Here is a 20091-nt window from a genome sequence, read left to right on the forward strand (position 1 = left end):
ATTGCTTGAGGCAAGGCAATAGATTTTCGCCTTTGTATCGCTATTTCTATCGCTTGTGCCGGTGTGAACTATTTCTGGTAGGAGGTGAGGGGGATGTCAGAGTAGCGTTTGCCGTCGGCCAGGGAATACAAACCGACTCGAATGCCGTATTCACCCGGCGGCAGGTCGGGCGAGATGGGGTGGCGTTGGACGATGATGTCGCCAGCTTGCCAATATTCAGCAGGAACGCCAAGGGCGTCGTAGGCTTCGGCTAAAGCGCCGTCGGGCCAGTTGAAGTGGACGAAGATGGAGACGGGCGGCGGGGCGGGTTCGGTGACGAGCCAGGTGAGGGTGAGGGCTTCAGGGGAGAGGTCGTAGTTGAGGAGGGAGAGGTATTTGGAGTTGGTTATTGGTAATTGGTTATTGGTTATTAGTAATTGGCCGCTCCGCGTGGTTATTGAGGAGCGGTAGAGGCGATAGTAGGTTGTGCCGTCACTGCGTTTCCATTCGTAAGCAGGTTGGCCGAGGTCAATGATTGGTGTTTGGTCTTCGGGGTAAAGGATGAGGCCGGGGTGGGCGGGTAGGAGGATGCTATTGGCGCAGTCGAAGGTGAGTTGGCGGGCTTGGCGGTTGAGCAGGTGAGTTGTCGTTGCCAAAATGGGTGGGGCGCATTGAGCGAAAGAAGTAACAGGTTCCCGCTCCGGAACTTCATAGACGAAGATGGAGTAGTTAATGACGGCGAGCGGAGTCAGGTTGCGGAAGTAGGCGAAGGTGTTGGGCTGATCGAGTTGGGCGCCGACGAAGTTGCTGGCCGAGATGGCGTAGAGGCCGGGGGCCGGGTCGGCGGGGGAGAAGTCGGCAACATCATCGGGCGGCGGCCACCCCGGCAGGCGAGTCGCGTTGATGCCGTAATAAGCCGGATCGGCTTGTCCAAAGTAAGAAAGATAAACGGGGCGGCCGTCGAGGGCGCGGGCAAGCGCCGGCAAGTCTTGTCCCCAGTCTAAGTTGGAGTCGGCCAACACTTGGTAGCCGTTCTCCGGGCCGACGAATTCGTTGAAGTAGGCGAGGAAGTGAGGGGCGATGGCGAGGGTGGAGGCGGCGTGGGCGATGAAGAGAAGAGTGAGGAGTATTGCGTATCGCGTATTGCGTATTGCGTGTTGCGTAACGGAGGCGGCGAGGATGTGGAGGAGTGGAAGCGCCGGGAGGAGGTAGCGGTAGCCGACGTTGAGGGAGAAGATGGTGATGGTAGCAAGAAGGTAGAGTGAAGCCGGAAGAAAGACGTTGGCGAGCGCGTATTGCGTGTTGCGTATTGCGTATTGTTTACGAAATACGGAATACACAATAAGAGCGGTGGTCATGAAGAGCAGAATGAGGAGCGGCAGGGGTGTTTTGACTGCGAAAACAACCAGATGGTAATACCACCAGCCTTTGAGTGAGAGTTGGCCGAGGAGGTAAGCGGTGTGGCCGCCGGTGGCTAAGTTGGTCAGGTCGGTAAGCTCGCGGAGGTATTGGGCGAGCGGGTAGGGGTTGAGGGCGAAGCCGTAGGTGGCCCAGGCGGTGAGGAAGGCGGTTACAAGAATCAATAAACCACGAAGGCACAAGGGCACAAGGGCACTAAGAAAATAATTCTTTGTGCCTTTGTGCTTTTGTGCCCTAGTGTTGAACAAGTTGAGTAGAAAAAGCAAACCGAGGGTGGGGCCGAGGAGGAGGGCGGAGAATTTGCTGGTGAGGGCGCAACCTAAGAAGATGCCGGTGAGGATGGCGTTGCGGGTGTTTGGCTTTTTGGTGAAGCGATACCAGGCGTAGAGGGTGAAGACGTAGAAGGCGGCTACGGGGAGGTCGGTGGTGGCGAGGGCGGCGTTGGCGAGAAGGTTGGGGCTGAGGGCGTGCAAGGCCAATGCCGCCATGGCGGCTTCCCAGCCGAACAATTCTTTGGCCCAGCGGGCAGTCACGGCTCCGAGTATCAGACCGAGGAGCAGAATCGGGTAGCGTCCGAGAAATGTGAGGCGGCCGGCATTGAGGCCGCGCTTCCACATCAAGTCACTGCTGGAGTCGTCGTACTGGTCGCCGGCCCAGCCGTCGAGGGTGCGCGGGTCGGGCAGGTTCGGCTCGAGGATGACGCCGAGGGCCGAGAGCCAGTGGGCGAGTGGCGGGTGGCCGATGGGGACGAGGTGGCCGGTGCGGAGGGCGGCGTAGCCGCGCAGGAGGGTGTAGCCTTCGTCGAAGGTGGGCGAGGTGGTGGTGAGTTGGGCGAGGGCGAGGGCGAAGAAAATAGTAAGCAGTAAACAGTAAACAGTGCGTATTCCGTAGTGCGTATTGTGTATCGAAGATTGCGCGCCGTTCACTGTTCACTACTCACTGTTGGCTGTTCACTGACAATCGGTGCCGCCACATGAGCCGCCACATGTCTTTGATGTTCTGCCACACTTTCATTTTGGTTGCGCCGGGTTTGCGGTCGTAGCGCAAGTCCATGGGCGTTTCGCCGAACTTGAGGCCGGGCAGGAGCGAGAGCTTGAGCAAAATTTCGGTCATGCAGGCGAAGCCTTGCTCGGTGATCAGTTGATCGCCCCAACGATTCACAGTGCGCCGCAGGGCGCTGGCGCGGTAAAGGCGGAAGCCGCACGAGAAGTCGCGCACGCCGGGAATGGGGGTGAAGGTTTGAAATAGCACGCTCACGCCCCAACTGAACAGTTGGCGGTGCGGCGGGATGCCTTCCATTTTTGCGCCGGGTTGAAAACGGGAAGCGATCACCACGTCAAGGCCGGTGTTCAGTTTGTCGAGCATGAGTTTGAGTTCGCGCGGCTGATGTGAGTTGTCAGCGTCCATGCTGGCGATGAGGCCATCTTCAGGGGCGGCGGCCAACGCGGCGGCGAGGCCGGTGCGCATGGCCTGGGCCAGGCCCATGTTGCGCGGGTGCGGCACGAGCTTCACCCAGCCAGTGTTAAAATCGCGGACGACCTGGGCAGTATTGTCCTTGCTTCCGTCGTTCACGACGATGACGCTCAGGTTGGGGAGGAGGGTGGCGCGGGTCTCGGCGACGGCGGCGAGCAGGGGCGGGAGGGCTTCCTGCTCGTTGTAGGCGGGGAGGACAAGGATGATAGAAGGATGGGGCATTGAGGTTGGAGATTAGAGAATTAGAGATTGGAGATTGATCTCTATCTCGTCAACGGCTTGTAGTGAATGCGATGCGGCGTGTCGGCGGCCAGGCCCAGGCGCTTGTGGCGATCTTCTTCGTAGTCGGAGAAGTTGCCGTCGAAGAAGCGCGCCTGGCTGTCGCCTTCGAAGGCCAGAATATGAGTGGCGATGCGGTCGAGGAACCAACGGTCGTGGCTGACGACGACGGCGCTCCCGCCAAAATTGTCGAGCGCCTCTTCGAGTGCGCGCAGGGTGTTCACGTCCAGGTCGTTGGTCGGCTCGTCGAGCATGATGACGTTCGCGCCTTCCTTCAGCGTCTTGGCCAGCAAAACGCGATTGCGCTCGCCGCCGGAGAGTGACTTCACTTTCTTTTGTTGATCGGTTCCGAGGAAGTTGAAGCTGGCGACGTAAGCCCGCGAGTTCATCCGCCGTGTGCCTAACACCAGACTCTCCTCCCCGCCCGAAATTTCCTCCCATACGTTCTTCTCGCCGTCGAGCGTCTCCCGGCTTTGTTCCACGTAGGCCAGTTTGACCGTCTCGCCAAGTTTGAACGTGCCGGTGTCGGGCGACTCGTGGCCGGTGATCATTTTGAGCAGAGTCGTTTTGCCGGCGCCGTTGGGGCCGATGACGCCGACGATGCTTCCCGGCGGCACGGTGAAGGTGGCGTTATCAATCAAGAGGCGGTCGCCAAACTATTTGCTCACGCCCTTGCACTCGATCACCACGTCGCCCAATCGCGGGCCGGGCGGGATATAAATTTCCAGATTCTCGCGGCGCTCCTCTTGTTCCTGGCTGAGGAGTTTTTCGTAGGCGGTGACGCGCGCTTTGCCTTTGGCCTGCCGCGCTTTGGGCGACATGCGAATCCATTCCAGCTCGCGCTCCAGCGTCTTCTGGCGTTTGCTCTCGGCCTGCTCTTCCTGCGTCAGCCGCGTCTGCTTTTGCTCCAGCCACGACGAGTAGTTGCCCTTCCACGGAATGCCGTAGCCGCGATCCAGTTCCAGGATCCAACCGGCCGCGTTGTCGAGAAAGTAACGGTCGTGGGTGACGGCGATGACCGTGCCTTTGTATTGTTGCAAATGCTTTTCCAGCCAGGCCACCGACTCGGCGTCGAGATGATTCGTCGGCTCGTCGAGGAGCAAAATGTCCGGTTCGGTGAGCAGGAGACGGCAGAGGGCGGCGCGGCGGCGCTCGCCACCGGAGAGAACGGTGACGGGCGTGTCGCCGGGCGGACAACGAAGCGCGTCCATCGCCAGTTCCAGCCGGGCGTCCAGGTTCCAGGCGTCGTGCTTGTCCAACTCATCTTGCAGTCGCGCCTGTTGCGCGATCAGCGCGTCGAAGTCGGCGTCGGGTTCGGCGAACCTGGCGTTGACTTCGTCGAACTTCGCCAGCATGTCTTTGATGGGTTGGACGGCCTCTTCGACAACTTGCTTCACCGTTTTGTTTGAATCAAGTTGCGGTTCCTGCTCAAGCAGGCCGACGGTGTAACCGGGGCTTCTGACGATTTCGCCGACGTAGTCCTGATCGACTCCGGCCATGATGCGAAGCAAAGTGCTTTTGCCGGCGCCGTTGAGGCCGAGCACGCCGATCTTTGCGCCGTAGTAGAAACCGAGCGAGATGTCGCGCAGGACTTGCTTGTTGGGTGGGTGGATGCGCCCGACGCGCACCATCGAAAAGATGACTTGTCCGTCTGCCATGATGGTTATTGGTAATCAGTTATTGGTTATTGGTGTTCAGCAATCAGCCGTCAGTAGTTGCGCTGACGGCTGGGGTTGGGGCAATTATCTCACAACTTTGACTCAAGATAGCGTTTGAGGCGCGGAATGGCATCTTCGATCCAATCACTTCGCCGGTTGCGTGCGACCTTAAGCCACAATCGCCGCTCACGAGGCCACCATGTGATCTCAAGCGTGGCGCGTTCTTTGCCTTTCTTATAGTGCCAATGGATACAGCCTGGATATTTGGCGAGAGTGCCTTTCAGCGTGAGCGTGAGATCAAGAGTCGTACAGGCACGCTCGACGGTGCGAGGAGCTAGGGTTGGTTTCGCAGAAAGAGGAACGGGGATTTCGATCTCGGTCACGGTCAAAGGCTCGTGGGGCAAATTGGAAATTTGCCCTATAGCAATTCGGTCAACAACTCGGCGCATACCATTGCTTCTTCCCAGCCATGTCCATGATCCTCAATACTCCACCACGCCGAGAGCACAGCCTGAGCCACGCCCCAGCCGAGGATGCGCTGGCGGTCGAAGCCGAGTTCCTCGGCGAGGATGGCGACCCGGCGGGCGAAGAGGCGACTCGGGTTGGGTTGGTTGAAGAGGTGGCCGACCGGGTTGCGGAGCCACGCGCCCACTTCATAGCACGGCTCGCCGACGATGCCTTTGGGATCGAGGGCGAGCCAGGGTAAGCGTGTGGCAGAGAGGATATTCCAGTGATGCAAGTCGCCGTGAAGCAAGACCGGATCGGCTTGTGAACCGAGCAATTCGGCAAAAAGCGACTCGGCGGTCTCGACGATTTTTGCGGGCAGAGGGCCGGTGTCGCCGTCGAATCGTTTACGAAGCCGCCTCAGGCCCTCGGCCCAGGTCTGCGGGGTGTCGAAGTTGTGAACGGCGGGGGCGGGTATCCGAAGTTGGCGGGCAACCTGGGCGAAGATGCGGGTGGCTTCTTCATCGTCTTCGACGGTGACGAGCGGTGTGCCGGGCTGGAGGCGTTCGAGGAGCATGATACCCTGATCAGGATCGCAGTCGAGCAATTGCACAATACCGCGACCATCCCACAAACGAAGCGCCGTCATCTCGTCGGTGAGCGCGCCGTCAGGCACGCCGAGTTTGAGGACGACTTCGGTTCCGTCGGCGCAGATAGCCGGGGCGACGTAGTTGTAGGAAAGATCAAACGGGGGCAGAACTTGGAGCGACCAGCGGCGTTCGCAGTCGGCGATGAGGCCCGGCAAGTTCTCTAGCCATGCAACGCCGCGCTCGTTGAAGAGATCGGTGATGGTGCGGATGAAATTGTCGGGGAGGAAGGGCATTCAAAGCATGTAGCGCAAACTGACAAGTTGCGCTACTGAGCCTTCTTGATCAGTTCACGCGCCCAGGCGGAGTCTTCGTTGCTCAACTGCGGCACGGGCGGCTGGTCGTAGTCCAGGCCTAAATCGAATCGAGCGCGGTCGTAGAGGGCGTGCAAGATGGTGTTGAGGTCAACGGTCGGTTCGTCGTCACCGGGTAAGAGGGGGAGGAGAAAGGGCGGAATGGGCTTGCGAACGCTGAACGCATAAAGCTTGCCCTGAGGCCGCGTGTCGCCGCGCATCACTAGAATCCGGTAATCGCTTCGCACTTGTTTGCTAACCGGCATCGGGTCGCCGGCGCGGAGCAAGTCAATCTCGACCAGGTGGGTGAGGCTATGCAAAATATGTTTGCGTTTCTTTTCGTAGTCGCGCCGGCCTTCGGCGTGCAGTTTATTAGCGGGCGATAGAACCTCGACGACGGTGACGACGTTGCGTGTTTTGGTGTCGTGGACTTCAAGATAGCTTTCGCCGACCTCATCCTGGATGAGAGCTTCAACTTCGATTACGTCCATTTCAGCCAGCGGCAAGTTAGCGCGCGGCGTTGGAACATGCAACGGCATTACACTTAAATCGGGGCGGCCAATAAATTCCAAGTCATTGGGTGTGAACACGTAGGCGCGCCGTTCAAGGCGGATGTAGTAGTTGGGCGCAAGAAGAGGCGATAATTCGTCTCGAATAGCCGCGATTAAGCTGTTATGCAAGTCGGGCCACAGCGCCGGGTGTTCGAGCCACGGATCCATGCCAGGAAATGGTGAGCGCATATCTCTATTTTATGCCGCTTTGCGGATTTCTTCCACCGCCACCGGATTCTCCAACGAGCTTGTGTCGCCCGGGTCTTGGCCCAAATACGCCGAGCGGATGATGCGGCGCATGACTTTGGCGTTGCGGGTTTTCGGCAGGTCGCGCACGAATTTGATCTCGCGCGGCTTGAGGGGCTTGCCGAGTTCGGCGGCCACTTTTTCTTTGAGGGCTTCACGCAACTCATCCGATGGTTGGTGGCTTGGCTTGAGTACGCAGAAGCACACCACTTCGTTGCCCTTCACTTCGTCGGGGACGGCGATGGCGGCGGCCTCGGCCACGGCGGGGTGGGCGACGAGAATCGACTCGACTTCAGCCGGACCGAGACGCTTGCCCGCCACTTTGATCGTGTCGTCCGACCGGCCCAGGATGTACCACAGGCCGTCGTCGTCAATGGCGGCCCAGTCGCCGTGAACCCAAACATTCGGCCAACGCGACCAATAGATGTCTTCGTAACGTTGCGGGTCTTTCCAGAAGCCGTGCGTCATGCCAATCCAGGGCGCTTTGATGACGAGTTCGCCGACGGCATTGCGAACCGGCTGGCCGTTCTCGTCGAACACGTCGGCGGCGATGCCGGGGCAGGGCGCAGAGAAGGCGCAGGGCTTGAGGGGCAGGAGCGGATTGCCCATGACGATGCCGCCCGAAATTTCGGTGCCGCCGGAATAGTTGATGATGGGCAGTTTGCCGCCGCCCACGGTGTTGAACAGCCACAGCCAGGGATCAGGATTCCACGGCTCGCCCGTTGAGGCGAAGGCGCGAAGCGAAGAAAGGTCGTGCTTCTTCACCGGCTCGTCGCCAAACTTGAGAATGGCGCGAATGAAGGTTGGGGACACGCCGAGGGTCGTGACCTTGTGGCGGGCGACCATTGACCAGAGTCGGTCGGGGCCGCCTCCTAGCTTCGCCGGGGCGTAGTCGGGTGACCCGTCGTAAAGAAACATCGTCGCGCCCAACAGAGTCACGCCGAACACTTGCCAGGGGCCCATCATCCAACCCATGTCGGTCATCCAATACAAAATGTCGCCGGGTTGAATATCAGTGCCGAAGGCCATGTCTTGCGCCGCTTTGACCGGGAAGCCGCAGTGCGTATGAACCGCGCCTTTGGGTTTGCCGGTCGTGCCGCTGGTGTAGATGATCATCAGCGGGTCTTCGGCAGAGGTCGGCTCGCTGGGGGCCAGCTCCATTTGCTTTGGCATTTCGTCGTGCCACCAGTGATCGCGCCCGGCCTGCATGTTCACTTCGTTGCCGACGCGCTTGAAGACGAACATTTTTTGCAGAGTCGGAATCTGTTTGGCCGCCTCGTCGGCGGTGGGTTTGAGGGGGACAAGCTGGCCGCGCCGGAAGAATCCGTCGGCGGTGAAGAGCGCCTTCGCGCCCGCGTCGTTGAGGCGCGAGACGATGGCCGAGACGCCGTAGCCGGAGAAGAGCGGCAGAACAATGCCGCCGATCTTGACGATGGCGAGCAGGGCGACGACGATTTCCGGCGTCATGGGCATGAAGAGGCCGACGGCATCGCCCTTCTTCAAGCCGTGCGCCCGGAGCATGTTGGCGCAACGGTTGACTTCAAAGAAGAGGTCGCCGTAAGTGAGCAAGCGGACATCTCCTTCTTCGCTTTCGTAGATGATGGCGACTCGTTCTCGCGTCCCGGTTTCGAAATGTTTGTCTACGCAGTTGAAGGCGATGTTGGTCATGCCGCCCACACACCACTGCGGCCACTGAATGCCTTTGGACAGATCGATGACGGACGAATAGGGGCGCTGGAAACTGATGTCCAGAAACTTGAGCACGGCATCGGTGAACCAGGCCACGTCGGTGGTCGAGCGCGCCAGCAATTCGTCAAAGGAGGTGATGTTGTGCTGACTCATAAATTTTTGCAGGTTGGAGCGAGCGATGATTTCGGGCGACGGTCGCCAGACGATGTCGCCGCCGAAGGTGAAGGTGCCTGTGTCGGTCATGCGATATATTGTAATGAACAATGAACAATGAGACAATGAAGAAATGAAAACCCCCAATTTCCAAAATCCCAAATTCCAAATCCCAATGAGGGTTAGCACGATGAAACGACAAACGACAATGAGGGTGTTGAGCCTGCTGGTGGCGGTGACGCTGGCGGCCTGCGGCGGGGGCGCTCAGGTTCCGCCGACTCTGGTGGTGGAGATTCCCACGTCGTCCTCCGGGTCGGCGGCGACGAACGCGCCGCCGACGGCCACAACAGAGGCGGCGACTGCCACGACTCGCGCGCCGGCTGGCCAGGGGACGGCGACACAATCTTCATCAGGCCAACCATCTGCGGCGACGGTCGTTGCGGCGACAAACGCCGTTTCAACCACAGCCGCCTCGTCGCCCACGCCCGCCGAGGGAGTGGGTGGCGGCGGCGGCGCGCAGGGTATTGACGGCTCAATCGTGGTGCTGGCGAACTTTTCTATTGACCCGCCGCAATTGACGGCAGTTGATCCGGCAACCGGCGAGGCCGAGGCCATCTTTTCTGCGCCGGGATTGAGGGAAAGCTTTTCACAGTGGGTGGCCGATGGCTACTTGTTTTATATTGACGATGAGACTCAGGTGGTGAAGCGAGTGGCGTTTGATAACACGCTCACCGAGTTGCCGTTTGTCAACTCTGGTGGCGAGTTATTTGAAGGCCAGTTCCTGCCGTCGCCGAATGGCGAGCGAATAGCATGGGGCACTTCCGTCTTTGAGCCGCACCCGGAGGGCGACACGCACATTCAGTTGAAGGCGGCGAACGCGGACGGCTCGGACGAGCAATTCATTCTGGATAAAAGGTTGCCGGACGAAGCGATTTTGCCGCAACCCATCGGCTGGTCGCCCGAGGGGCGGTATTTGTATTTCACCAATCCGCTTTATGGCATCGGCGGCTACATCTTGTTTTTTGGCGGGTCGGACTTGCAACAGGCCGATTTGAAGACCGGGTTGGTCAAGGAGATTCTGCCGAACATGGATTGCCTGTGCGCCATGTCGCTCTCGCCCGACGGTTCAACCGTCGCCTACATCCCCGGCGTTGAACAATTGGAGTTGGTTTTGCATGACGTGGCAAGCGGGGCTGAACAGCGCGTGCCGATTGACGTTGACCATCATCAAGCCGGCGGCATCATCTGGTCGCCTGACGGCGGCTTGCTGATGTACACGATGGCCGTCGGCAACCCCGACTCAGAAGCGTATTCGGTGGTGAAGGTGGATGTTGCGACGATGTCCCAGACTGTCTTGATTCAGGATGATGACCGCCTCTTGCAAACCATCCTCTGGCCGGTGACCGACACAGTTTGGTTGAACGACGCCAGCGGCAGCGCCTGGAGAATGGATACCGAAAGCGGCGCGCTGACGAAGGCTGACGTGCCGGGAGGGGTGGTGAGAGCCGGGTGGTAAGAGAAACCGCACCCTGAGCGGAGGCCAACGTGCTTTTCGCTGGCCGAAGTCGAAGGGTGCGGTCCCTGCTTTTCAGCGAATGTAAGCCGCCGGAAAGATGCCCTGAGCAATTTCGGCCCTCAGCCTGTTCATCGTGCTGAGGGCTTTTTCTTGCTGGTCGTCGGAGAGCAGGCCGTTCTGAACGGCGGCCTCAAACTCGTCCCAGTCCAGTTCTTTGAACGTCGTCGAGTCCGGGAACACCCACAGGTCGAGCATCAAGTCGGTGAGGAAGTATTCGTCGCCAATCTTTTGCAAAGGCGTGGCAATGTCCGAGTAGTAGCCCAGCAAGTCTCCGGCTTCGTCGCGAAGCTCAAGCACGTCGAAGTGCTCGTTGTAGAAGTGATACTTGGCGACCGAGTAAATCAGTTGCCCTTGCGAAATTAGACCCTCCCGCCACCAGCCTTCTGACATCGGTGTCTGATATTCGGGCGGCACAATATTGAACGTCCTCAGCCGCTTCCCGTCGTCTTCGAGGAGGCCTTCAGTGTAAATGGCAGTCTCTTTGCCAATCCGGGCGTAGTTAATTTTGACGTTCAAGAATCTTCCCCAACAGTGCCCGCTCCTCTTCGGCGTTCGTAATCTCGTCATCCAAATACGCATTTTGCAGGCGGCCCAGAATCTCGCGGTAGCGCGGACCGGGTGGCAGGCCAAGCGCCTGCAACGTCTCGCCGGTGGTCGCCAGCTTCAGCGACTCGCGGCGGCGCAAGTAGTCTTCAAGCCGGCGACGCAACGACTCTTGATCGCAAAGTGATGTGGCAAGCCGGAGTGATTCGCGATCGATTTGCCCTAGCCAGGCGTTCAGTTCGCTCATGCGGACTCCGCCGGGGAGGCCGCCGATGCCAAGATAAGCATGCGCGGCCTGTTGAACGATCTCGGCGTTGTGAGCAGAGAGCCGCAAATGTGAGACGACATCGTTCAAGACAGAAGGAGTGAGGGGCAGGAGCCACGCCGACCACTTCAAGGGCAGGGCGCACTCGCGCACAGCTTTCATCCGGCGTGGCAAGTCGGAGTCGGCGGGCAGTTCGGGGTGAATGTGCGAGAGGATGCCAAGCCCGGCCAGGCGGGCAATGTGGCGCTCCGGCTCGGCCTCTTGCAGAATCAAATCGAGTTCGTGGCGGATGCGGTCGCCGCTGACCTTGTGGAGCAAATGCAAGGCGTGGGCCAACAACTCGGCGGTGCGGGCTTCGATGCGAAAGCCGAAGCGTTGCTCAAAGCGCACCGCCCGCAGAATCCGGGTAGCGTCGTCCACGAAGCTGAGCGAGTGCAGGACCCGGATCAGGCCGTCGCGCAAGTCGCGCTCGCCGCCCCAGAAGTCGAGCAGGTCGCCGAAGGCTTCACGGGCGAGCCGAATCGCCAGCGTGTTGAGAGTGAAATCGCGGCGGTGCAGGTCAAGCTTGATGCTCCCGCGTTCAACCTCTGGCAAGGCTGATGGATGGGCGTAAAATTCGGTGCGAGCCGAGACCAGATCGAGGTGGCCGGACGGGATCGCCGGACTGAGCGCGGGCGGCAGTTTCCATTTGGCCGTGCCGAACTGTGAGTGCGCGGTGACTCGCCCGCCATGTTTGGCCGCCAGCCGTTTCGCCAGGGCAATGGCCTCACCTTCCACCACGATGTCGAAATCCAAACCTGGCTGGCCGAGCAAGAGATCGCGCACAAAGCCGCCGACAATAAAGGGCGAGACGTTGAGGGCCGTCGCTTCGTCGGACACGAGATGCAAGAGCGCCAGCCGTTCCGCCGGAAGGGCACGGGCAAGTTGATCGGCCAAATTCCGGCGAGGCGGCTTCACCGGAGTCGCCAGGCGCTTGAGCAGGTCGGTGCGAGTCACCACGCCGATCACATTTCCCGCGTCAGCGTCTACCACCGGCACTTGCCCCCAGCCATGCGTCGTCATCAGCTTTTGCAAATGTTCCAGCGAGTCGCCTGGCTTCACCGTCACTTCACCCGAATCCATGATGGCGCTGACGGGCTGGGTGTCGAGATGATGATGGATGGCGCGATCCACTGCCCGGCGGGTAAGCAAGCCCACCACGCGCCCCGCGTCCACCACCGGATACCCTTCGTAGCTGTGTTTTTTGAATCGCTCGGCGGCGGCGCGCACGGTGGTGTCGGGCGAAAGGGTTTGCACGCCGTGCGACATGATCTGGGCGACGGTGGCGACCGGTCGAATGTGATCGGGCAGGGCGGCGATCAAGGCGGTGCGAACGTCGTCGAGGGAACGATCGCGGATGAGGGCGGCGGCGGCCCGACCGTGGCCGCCGCCGCCAAAGTGGGTTGCCATTGCCCCCACATCCACGTTGGCCGTCGTGGAGCGGGCAATCAGTTGAACTCTCGGCTCGTGGCCGCGCAGGTTCACCAGCACGAAGAGGGCGGCGGGGTCAAGTGTGTCGCGCAGTTTGTGGGCCAGCGTTGAAAGTTCTTCGTCGGTTTCGCCGCCATCAATGGCGCTGATCGTCACTGCCTGGCCGTTAACAAGGTGAGTCTCAGCGGCGGCCAGTAGTTGATCGTAGAGCGCCCTTTGTCCGCCGGTGAGCGGGTGATGCAAAAACTCGCGCGCGGCTTCGAGTTGCGCCCCGGCCTCAAGCAGGTGAGCGGCGGCGCGGGCGTCGCGCGGGGTGGTGGTGAGATAGGTGAGCGAGCCGGTGTCTTCGTAGATGCCGAGCAGGAGCAGGGTGGCCTCGACGGGCGAGAGCGGCGTGAGCGACTCGGCCAATTGCTCGGCCAGGAGGGTGGTGTTGGCCCCGGTGCCGGAGTCGGGTTGACCGGCGTGGTGATCAATCACCGTGATCTCGGTTTTGGCCGACATCCCTTTCACTGACGAGGCCGATTGAGCGTCCACGACAATGACGCGCTCGACTCGCTGGCGCGGCAGGTCTTCGGTTTCGGCAAAGCCGAAGTGGTCGCCGTATAAGTTGAGGAAGGCGCGGACGTTGCGGTTGACGCGGCGCGGGAGGACGGGGATGGCAGACGGATGGAGACGATGCGCGGCCCACAACGAGGCCACTGCGTCAAAGTCGGCCTGCTCGTGGGTGAGAATGAGGGTCGTCATTCAATGAACAATGAAACAAGCCAACAGGGCCAGACTTGGGCCGTCAGCGTGACATGATGGAGAAGATGACGGTGAGCAGGATGATGGTGAGCAGGGCGATGAGGCCAAACAAAATAGAGCGTGAAGTAAGTGCCGCTTTCGGTCACGGTATGCTCGGTGACGCTGAGGCAGACCGGGCAGACTTTCTGCTGGTTAGGCAGGGGCCGCTGGACTTGCTTGGTGCCGAAGAAAAGCATATGAAGATTATACTTTGGAAGTTGAACGTTGGAGGTTAGAGGTTGGAAAATGGACATTATTCACTACGAAGCGGCGGGCGGGATTTTGTTTGACGGCGACAAGGTGCTTCTCCTGCGGAAGCATGGCCTGAACGAGGTTGTTTTGCCGAAAGGCCACGTCGAAGATGGCGAGACGGCGGAGCAGGCGGCGGTGCGGGAGACCGTTGAGGAAACGGGCTATTCAAACCTGGAAGTGCTGGCCGATCTGGGCGTGCTTCAGGCGCAGTTCCGGGGCAAGGATGGGGCATGGTACGTCCGCAACGAGCACTATTTTGTCATGCGGCTCCGCAACCACGATCATGCTGGTGAAATGGATTACGACGACGCCGAGCACGACCGCCAGACGTTCGAGCGGCTGTGGGTTCCGGCGGCGGAGGCCGAGGCGATGATGAGCTTTGAACCAGCGCGGAGTTTCGTGCGGCAGGCGGTGGGGTGGTGGAGGGAGAGGAGAGATTAGACGCTTCGCGTAGAGAATTGGAGATTAGAGATTGGAGAGACGGGCCACACTCTAAACTCTAACTCACCCCTTTGTTCCCTCCCAACTTCTCAGGTAAGATTGCCCTCGCACGCGCCGTCTATTAAGAGGAACGGCGCGTGTTGTGTTATAGTTGCGTGGTATTTTGAAATTGGAGTTCGGCGATTAAAATCGCGGCAACATAAGGCGAAGTCGGCTTGCGCCGACTAGTCCACGCAGGTGGACTTGGCTTTTGTAGGCGCGGTTTCCAATTGCCGGCCCTATATCTATGGCAATAAAACTTTCTCGACGCGAATTCATCAAACTCTCATCCATCACCCTCGGCGCGATGGCCTTCGGCACGTTGTCGCCTAATGACTTGCGCCTGGCCGCGCCGCTCACCCGGTTGGGTCGGGTGACGATCGCCTCGGCCCGGGTGATCACCCGGCCCAATCCTCAGGGCGAGCAGGTGACTTATAAATACCGCGATGACATCGTGGAGATTTACCGGGCGGTAGTCGGCGAAGGCTGGTTCCCACACAATAACGTCTGGTTTGAAATTCCCGAAGGTTACATCTACTCGTCGGGCGTCCAGCCGGTGAAGAACGAGACTCATACACCCATCACCGTTCTTCCAGAAGACGGCTTCTACGGCGAGATCACTGTTCCTTACACCGAGTCGCGGGCGGCGGCGGATTCCAACTCGCCCATCGTCTACCGTCTCTACTACAGCACTGTGCTCAAGATTGACAAGATCGAAACCGGGCCGGACGGCATTGTGTGGTATCACGTGGAAGACGACCAGGGCAAGAGTTTCTGGGCGCAGGGCCGGCACACCCGCCTCATTACCGCCGATGAAATTGCGCCCATCTCGCCGAACGCGAGCAACAAGCGCATCGTGGCCGATGTCGGCACGCACTGGCTCTCGGCTTTCGAAGGCAAGACCGAGGTGTTTCGCACCAAGATCGCTTCCGGCGCAACGTTTTTTGAGCCGGATGGAAGCAAGCGCGCGGCGCTGACTCCCGGCGGCGTTCATCCCATTTGGAGCAAGCGCATCTCGCGCCACATGACGGGCGGCACGGCCACCAACGGCTTCGACCTGCCGGGCATCGGCTGGGTGTCGTACTTTGCCAGCAGTGGCGCGGCCATTCATTCAACTTACTGGCACAACGATTACGGGCGGCCCCGTTCACACGGTTGCCTCAACTGCCCACCGGCGGCCTCCAAGTGGCTCTTTCGCTGGACAACGCCCGAGGTGACTTATATTCCGGGCAACGTCACCGTAGAGTGGCCGGGCGGCACGCGGGTTGAGATTCAGGGCACGCCGCCGCCGCTTACCAACAACGAAGGTGGATAGATTATGAATCCTGTAGCTGTCTCTACCGAGAAGCCGACTCTGAACCAGCGGCTGACGGTGTTTGTGCACGCCGTGCTGTTTGTGTTTGGCTTTTCGCTGGTGTTCGTCGTGGGCTGGGGCGGCGCTGTCACCTTGCTGGGCGAACTGTTCGGCCAATTTAAGTCGGTCATCGCCCAAATCGGCGGCTTTGTCATTATCCTGTTCGGCTTCGCCACCCTCGGCGTCATCAAACTTCCCTGGCTCTATTACGCCGACACCCGCCCGCAATTCCAGAATCAACGCAACGGCTTCCTGGCCTCGGCCCTCATGGGCATTTTCTTCGCCGCCGGTTGGACGCCCTGCGTAGGCACCACCCTCGGCGCTATTCTCACTCTGGGCCTCAGCCAGCAATCGGTGGGCCAGGCCATGATCTTGTCCAGCGGTTACGCCCTCGGCCTCGGCCTGCCTTTCCTGGCCATTGGCCTGGGCATGGATCGAGCCGCCCAATTTGTCCGCCGCTTCCGCAAACACATGCGCACCATCGAAATCATCAGCGGCCTCTTCCTCATCCTCATCGGCCTGATCATGTTCACTAACAACCTGAGTTGGATCGCCATCTGGGCACAACGCAACGGCTTGTTCCTCGACGTGACTTTCGGCCAGTCGGCAGTGCCCAGCTACCCGGTGGCGATTCTGGCCGGACTGCTTTCGTTCCTGTCGCCGTGCGTCCTGCCGCTTGTCCCGGCCTACATCGGCTATTTGAGCGGCCACGCCTTCGGCGGCGTATCAAAGAACTCGATTTGACATGGAAAGCGGGAACTCAGCGCGCGCGACACTATTGATTCTTGGCGGCGGATTGCTGATCGGGCTGGCGATCGGCGCGATTGTGTTTATTGGCATGCCGACGCTGGCCAACAACGGTTTGGCCGCCAACGGCGGGGGCGGCGGGACTCCGGCCCCGGCCCCCATCGTCGGCTCGCCCGCGCCCGACTTCACCCTCACCAACATCAACGGCGGAACCGTCACCCTGAGCGACCTCAAAGGCAAACCCGTCCTCATCAACTTCTGGGCCACCTGGTGCGGCCCGTGCCGCGTCGAAATGCCCGCCATTCAGGCCGCCTACGACGCCAATAAAAGTGACGGCCTCACCGTGCTGGCCGTAGACGCCGACGAATCGAAAGCTGACGTGGTGGATTTCGCCAACGCTCTCGATTTATCTTTTGAGTTTCTGCTCGACCCCGGCCTGGTCGTCAACGATCTCTATCGCATCCGCGCCTACCCGTCCAGCTTCTTCGTTGGCCGCGACGGAACCATCGCCGCTTTCCAAATCGGCTCGATGACCGAATCCCAACTCGCCGACAACCTCGCCAAAATTCTAAAGTAAAAATCCCAAATCCCAAAACCCCAACTTCCAATTCTCTAATCTCCAATTCCCTAATCTCTAACCTCCAACCTCCATGACCTCCAAACCCGTCACTGGTCGCGAACGCGACTTCGTCATCTGGCTCGACAAGCAAATCTATGGCCTTAGCAAGCACTGGCTGGCCGTATTCAACACGCTCGTCCTGGTCTACGTCGGCTTGCCGTTCGTCGCCCCGGTGCTGATGAAGACCGGCCTCACCGGCCCGGCCAACCTCATCTACACCGCCTACTCGCCGCTCTGCCACCAATTCGCCTTCCGCTCCTGGTTCCTCTTCGGCAAAAACTTCTTCTATGAAGCCCCGGCTTTCAAAGCCCTCACCGGCATTGATCCTTACAACCTTCTGGATCGTTTTGCCGCCAAAGCCTTTGTCGGCAACGAGATCATGGGTTATAAGGTGGCTTACTGCGAACGCGACGTGGCGATCTATGGCGCGATCTTAGTTGCTGGCCTCATCTTCGCTATCGTTCGCGCTTCGGGAGTCAAAATCAAGCCGCTCAACATCTTCGTCTACGGCCTGGTTGGCATCGCCCCTATCGCCCTCGACGGCTTCAGCCAGTTGTTCTCCCAGCCGCCGTTCAACTTCCTGCCGTTGCGCGAGAGCACGCCCTACCTGCGCACCCTCACCGGCTTCCTGTTCGGGGCCATGAACGTCTGGCTGGCTTACCCTTACGTCGAAGACTCATTCGCCGAGATCAAAGCCGAACTGACGGCCAAGCTGACGCAGGCGGGAGAGTTGAAGACTTAACCGCTAAGACGCTAAGCGACTGTTTAATAAATGCTCCCCAACCGCGTCCTCGCGGTTGGGAACGCCCGCGAGGACGCGGGCTAAGAGCAATTTTCAAACAGCTAAGAGCACGAAGAAAACAAAATCTTTGCGTCCTTCGCGCCTTCGCGGTTCAATCCTGATCATGCTTGAACATACCTCAGGCGGCCTTAGCTACTTCACCTTCAACTCTTTCCCCAACGGCTCGCTTGCCCACGCCATCTTTGCCCGCACCGGCGGCCTCAGCCCGCAACCCTGGGCCTCGCTCAACATGAGCATCAGCACCGGCGACTCGGCGGAGAATGCGCGGGCCAACCGCTTGCGAGCCTTTGAAACACTGGCGCTTTCAGCAGAAAGCATGGCCGATGTGTGGCAGATTCATGGCACGGAGACGATCCGGATTGATCACCCACGCGGCGACGGCCCCCCGATCAAAGCCGACGGCCTCATCACCGACCGCCCCGGTGTCGCCCTCTTTCAACGTTTTGCCGACTGCGTCCCCATTCTGCTTTACGATCCCAAACGTCAGGCGCTGGGCATGGTTCACTCCGGCTGGCGCGGCACGGTAAACAAAGCGGCGGCTTCTCCGGTAAAGGCGATGGCCGAGGCTTACGGCTCGCGCCCCGCTGACCTCATCGCCGGCATCGGCCCCTCCATCGGCCCCGAACATTACGAAGTCGGCCCCGAAGTCATCGAGGCCGTTCGTCAGGGTTTCGACAACGCCGACGAATTACTGATCACCAATAACAATAAAACTCATTTCAACCTTTGGGCCGCCAACGCCCGCGTTCTGCGCGAGGCCGGGGTGGAGCAAATTGAAGTGGCCGGGCTTTGCACTGCCTGCCGCAACGATCTGTTTTTCTCGCACCGCGCCGAGGCCGGCAAAACCGGGCGCTTTGGGGCAGTGATTGCTTTGAGGTAAAAACCACTGATTACACCGATTTCACGGATGGGAATCAAAATCTGTGCGCTTCGCGTCCGTGAAATCTGTGGTTCCCTTCTATGACTACGCTTGCCGAGAACTACGCCAGAATTTGTGACCGCCTCGCCGCCGCCGCCCGCCGCGCCGGGCGCGAGCCGGCGAGCGTGCGGCTGGTGGCCGTCTCCAAAGGCCGCCCCTTCTCGGCCATCCGCGAGCTTTATGAACTCGGCCAGCGCGACTTTGGCGAGAACCGGATCGAAGAAGCTGGTGATAAAATTATGGCGGCTCGCGAGGCCAGCTTGAGCATCACCTGGCACATGATCGGCCACATTCAAAGCCGCAAGGCGCGGGCAGTGACGGCTGATTTCAATTGGGCGCATTCGGTGGATGGCGTCGCGCTGGCCGAGCGCCTGAGCCGGGCGGCAGGCGAGGTTAACCGGACTCTGCCGATCCTGCTGGAGTGTAACGTCTCCGGCGAAGAGGCTAAATACGGTTTGGCCGCCGACCGCGTGGGAACCGATTCGGAGCAGTGGGACGTTTTGTGCGTCGCCGTCGCCGCCATCCTGGCCCAGCCAGGCTTGCAAGTGCGCGGGCTGATGACGATGGCCCCCGTTCTGCCCGAACCGGAACAGGCCCGTCCGGTGTTTAAGAAGTTGCGAGAGTTGCGTGACCGCCTGGCCGGTCGTTTCCCGACTGCCGATTGGCGCGAACTTTCGATGGGCATGACCGACGATTTTGAACCGGCCATCAAAGAAGGGACGACGATGGCGCGAATCGGGCGGGCAATATTTGAAACTTAGGAGAATTTATGGCTCAAACCCTGATCAGTCTTATCAACCTGCTGGCAGCATTGTTCTCATTGCTCATTTTGGCCCGGATCGTGTTTTCCTGGGTTCAGGTGGATCGTTACAACCCGGTTGTCAACTTCGTCATTCAAGTGACAGAGCCAATCCTGGCTCCCATTCGTAATATTATGCCGTCCGGGATGATGCTCGACTTCAGCCCGATGATCGCCATGTTGTTGATCAATTGGGTCATTGTCCCAATCTTGTCTACTATAGTACGCTCCATCTTTTGATAGTAAAATGCCAGGGTAGGGAGGGCAATATGTCGGCACATAAATTTCAGTTTGGCAAAGGCACGGGCGGGTCGGCCCTGTCGGTGAAGGTGACGCCTCGGGCGCGCAAGAACGAGATTGTGGGCGTGATGGCGGATGGCACGCTCAAGGTGCGGGTCACGGCCCCGCCGGTGGACAACAAGGCCAACGAGGCCGTCATCGAATTGCTGGCCGAGGCCCTCAACGTCCCGAAGTCGCGAATAGACATCGTGGCCGGTGAGACCAGCACCCAGAAGCTGGTAAGCGTCACCAACATCACCCCGGCGCAAGTGGAAGAGCTGTTGCAAAAGCTGGCGCGAGAAGATGGGGATGATGAGGAGTGAACGGTGGGCAGTGAACAGAAAACGGCGCGGGGAGCGCCGTTTTTTT

19 protein-coding genes and 1 pseudogene are annotated in these 20091 nt (G+C 59.8%); 10 read left to right on the top strand and 10 right to left on the bottom strand.

The features are described 5' to 3' along the window. Positions 1-68: 68 nt before the first annotated feature. The 7 genes and pseudogenes from HYZ49_10405 to HYZ49_10435 form a co-directional block, all read right to left on the bottom strand. Positions 69-2324, bottom strand: coding sequence for a glycosyltransferase family 39 protein (locus HYZ49_10405; GenBank protein MBI3242692.1), 2256 nt, complete (start codon positions 2322-2324; stop codon positions 69-71). 10 nt (positions 2325-2334) lie between these two features. Next, positions 2335-3093, bottom strand: coding sequence for a glycosyltransferase family 2 protein (locus HYZ49_10410; protein MBI3242693.1), 759 nt, complete (start codon positions 3091-3093; stop codon positions 2335-2337). 41 nt (positions 3094-3134) lie between these two features. Next, positions 3135-4808: pseudogene (ettA, locus tag HYZ49_10415) on the bottom strand (energy-dependent translational throttle protein EttA). Positions 4809-4897: 89 nt separating this feature from the next. Beyond that, the gene (locus HYZ49_10420; GenBank protein ID MBI3242694.1) at positions 4898-5191 is read right to left on the bottom strand and encodes a hypothetical protein; all 294 of its coding nucleotides are present in this window, start codon (positions 5189-5191) and stop codon (positions 4898-4900) included. 35 nt (positions 5192-5226) lie between these two features. Beyond that, entirely contained in the window at positions 5227-6135 is a 909-nt protein-coding gene (locus HYZ49_10425; protein MBI3242695.1) for a phosphotransferase, read from the bottom strand. Between the two features lie 32 nt (positions 6136-6167). Beyond that, entirely contained in the window at positions 6168-6932 is a 765-nt protein-coding gene (locus HYZ49_10430; protein ID MBI3242696.1) for a DUF4058 family protein, read from the bottom strand. 9 nt (positions 6933-6941) lie between these two features. Continuing rightward, positions 6942-8921 carry an AMP-binding protein gene (locus HYZ49_10435; protein MBI3242697.1) on the bottom strand — a complete coding sequence of 660 codons (1980 nt, stop codon included), beginning with the start codon at positions 8919-8921 and terminating at the stop codon, positions 6942-6944. A 100-nt stretch (positions 8922-9021) separates the two neighbouring features. Here HYZ49_10435 and HYZ49_10440 point away from each other — a divergent pair, with 100 nt between their 5' ends. Beyond that, a complete protein-coding gene (locus HYZ49_10440) occupies positions 9022-10347 on the top strand; it encodes a hypothetical protein (protein ID MBI3242698.1) in 1326 nt (441 codons plus the stop codon). A gap of 72 nt (positions 10348-10419) precedes the next feature. Here the strand turns inward: HYZ49_10440 and HYZ49_10445 are convergent, their stop codons facing one another. Genes HYZ49_10445 through HYZ49_10455 form a run of 3 tightly spaced genes read right to left on the bottom strand, consistent with a single transcriptional unit; the run spans position 10420 to position 13668 of the window. Beyond that, positions 10420-10923, bottom strand: coding sequence for a DUF402 domain-containing protein (locus HYZ49_10445; protein ID MBI3242699.1), 504 nt, complete (start codon positions 10921-10923; stop codon positions 10420-10422). Beyond that, positions 10907-13432 (bottom strand): CBS domain-containing protein, encoded by a 2526-nt coding sequence (locus HYZ49_10450; protein MBI3242700.1) that lies wholly within the window; start codon positions 13430-13432, stop codon positions 10907-10909. The genes HYZ49_10445 and HYZ49_10450 overlap by 17 nt, the downstream gene beginning before the upstream one ends. After that, positions 13429-13668 (bottom strand): hypothetical protein, encoded by a 240-nt coding sequence (locus tag HYZ49_10455; protein MBI3242701.1) that lies wholly within the window; start codon positions 13666-13668, stop codon positions 13429-13431. Before HYZ49_10455 ends, HYZ49_10450 begins: the two co-directional genes overlap by 4 nt. A gap of 49 nt (positions 13669-13717) precedes the next feature. On the opposite strand from HYZ49_10455, the gene HYZ49_10460 reads away from it, so the two are divergent. From HYZ49_10460 to HYZ49_10500, 9 genes are all read left to right on the top strand, one after another. Beyond that, positions 13718-14164: an NUDIX domain-containing protein gene (locus HYZ49_10460; protein MBI3242702.1), complete on the top strand. Its 447-nt coding sequence runs from the start codon at positions 13718-13720 to the stop codon at positions 14162-14164. Positions 14165-14450: 286 nt separating this feature from the next. Next, positions 14451-15518: a L,D-transpeptidase family protein gene (locus HYZ49_10465; protein ID MBI3242703.1), complete on the top strand. Its 1068-nt coding sequence runs from the start codon at positions 14451-14453 to the stop codon at positions 15516-15518. A 3-nt stretch (positions 15519-15521) separates the two neighbouring features. Next, positions 15522-16301, top strand: a complete 780-nt coding sequence (locus tag HYZ49_10470) for a hypothetical protein (protein ID MBI3242704.1) — start codon at positions 15522-15524, stop codon at positions 16299-16301. Between the two features lies 1 nt (position 16302). Next, positions 16303-16881, top strand: a complete 579-nt coding sequence (locus HYZ49_10475) for a TlpA family protein disulfide reductase (protein ID MBI3242705.1) — start codon at positions 16303-16305, stop codon at positions 16879-16881. Positions 16882-16954: 73 nt separating this feature from the next. After that, entirely contained in the window at positions 16955-17665 is a 711-nt protein-coding gene (locus tag HYZ49_10480; protein MBI3242706.1) for a DUF2085 domain-containing protein, read from the top strand. Positions 17666-17828: 163 nt separating this feature from the next. Further along, on the top strand, positions 17829-18605 hold the full coding sequence (pgeF, locus tag HYZ49_10485) for a peptidoglycan editing factor PgeF (protein MBI3242707.1): 777 nt from the start codon (positions 17829-17831) through the stop codon (positions 18603-18605). A gap of 80 nt (positions 18606-18685) precedes the next feature. Next, entirely contained in the window at positions 18686-19405 is a 720-nt protein-coding gene (locus HYZ49_10490) for a YggS family pyridoxal phosphate-dependent enzyme (protein MBI3242708.1), read from the top strand. Between the two features lie 8 nt (positions 19406-19413). After that, positions 19414-19683, top strand: coding sequence for a YggT family protein (locus HYZ49_10495; protein ID MBI3242709.1), 270 nt, complete (start codon positions 19414-19416; stop codon positions 19681-19683). Between the two features lie 29 nt (positions 19684-19712). After that, positions 19713-20045 (top strand): DUF167 domain-containing protein, encoded by a 333-nt coding sequence (locus tag HYZ49_10500; GenBank protein MBI3242710.1) that lies wholly within the window; start codon positions 19713-19715, stop codon positions 20043-20045. Positions 20046-20091 lie beyond the last annotated feature (46 nt).

Source organism: Chloroflexota bacterium, assembly GCA_016197225.1.
Taxonomy (GTDB): domain Bacteria; phylum Chloroflexota; class Anaerolineae; order Anaerolineales; family VGOW01; genus VGOW01.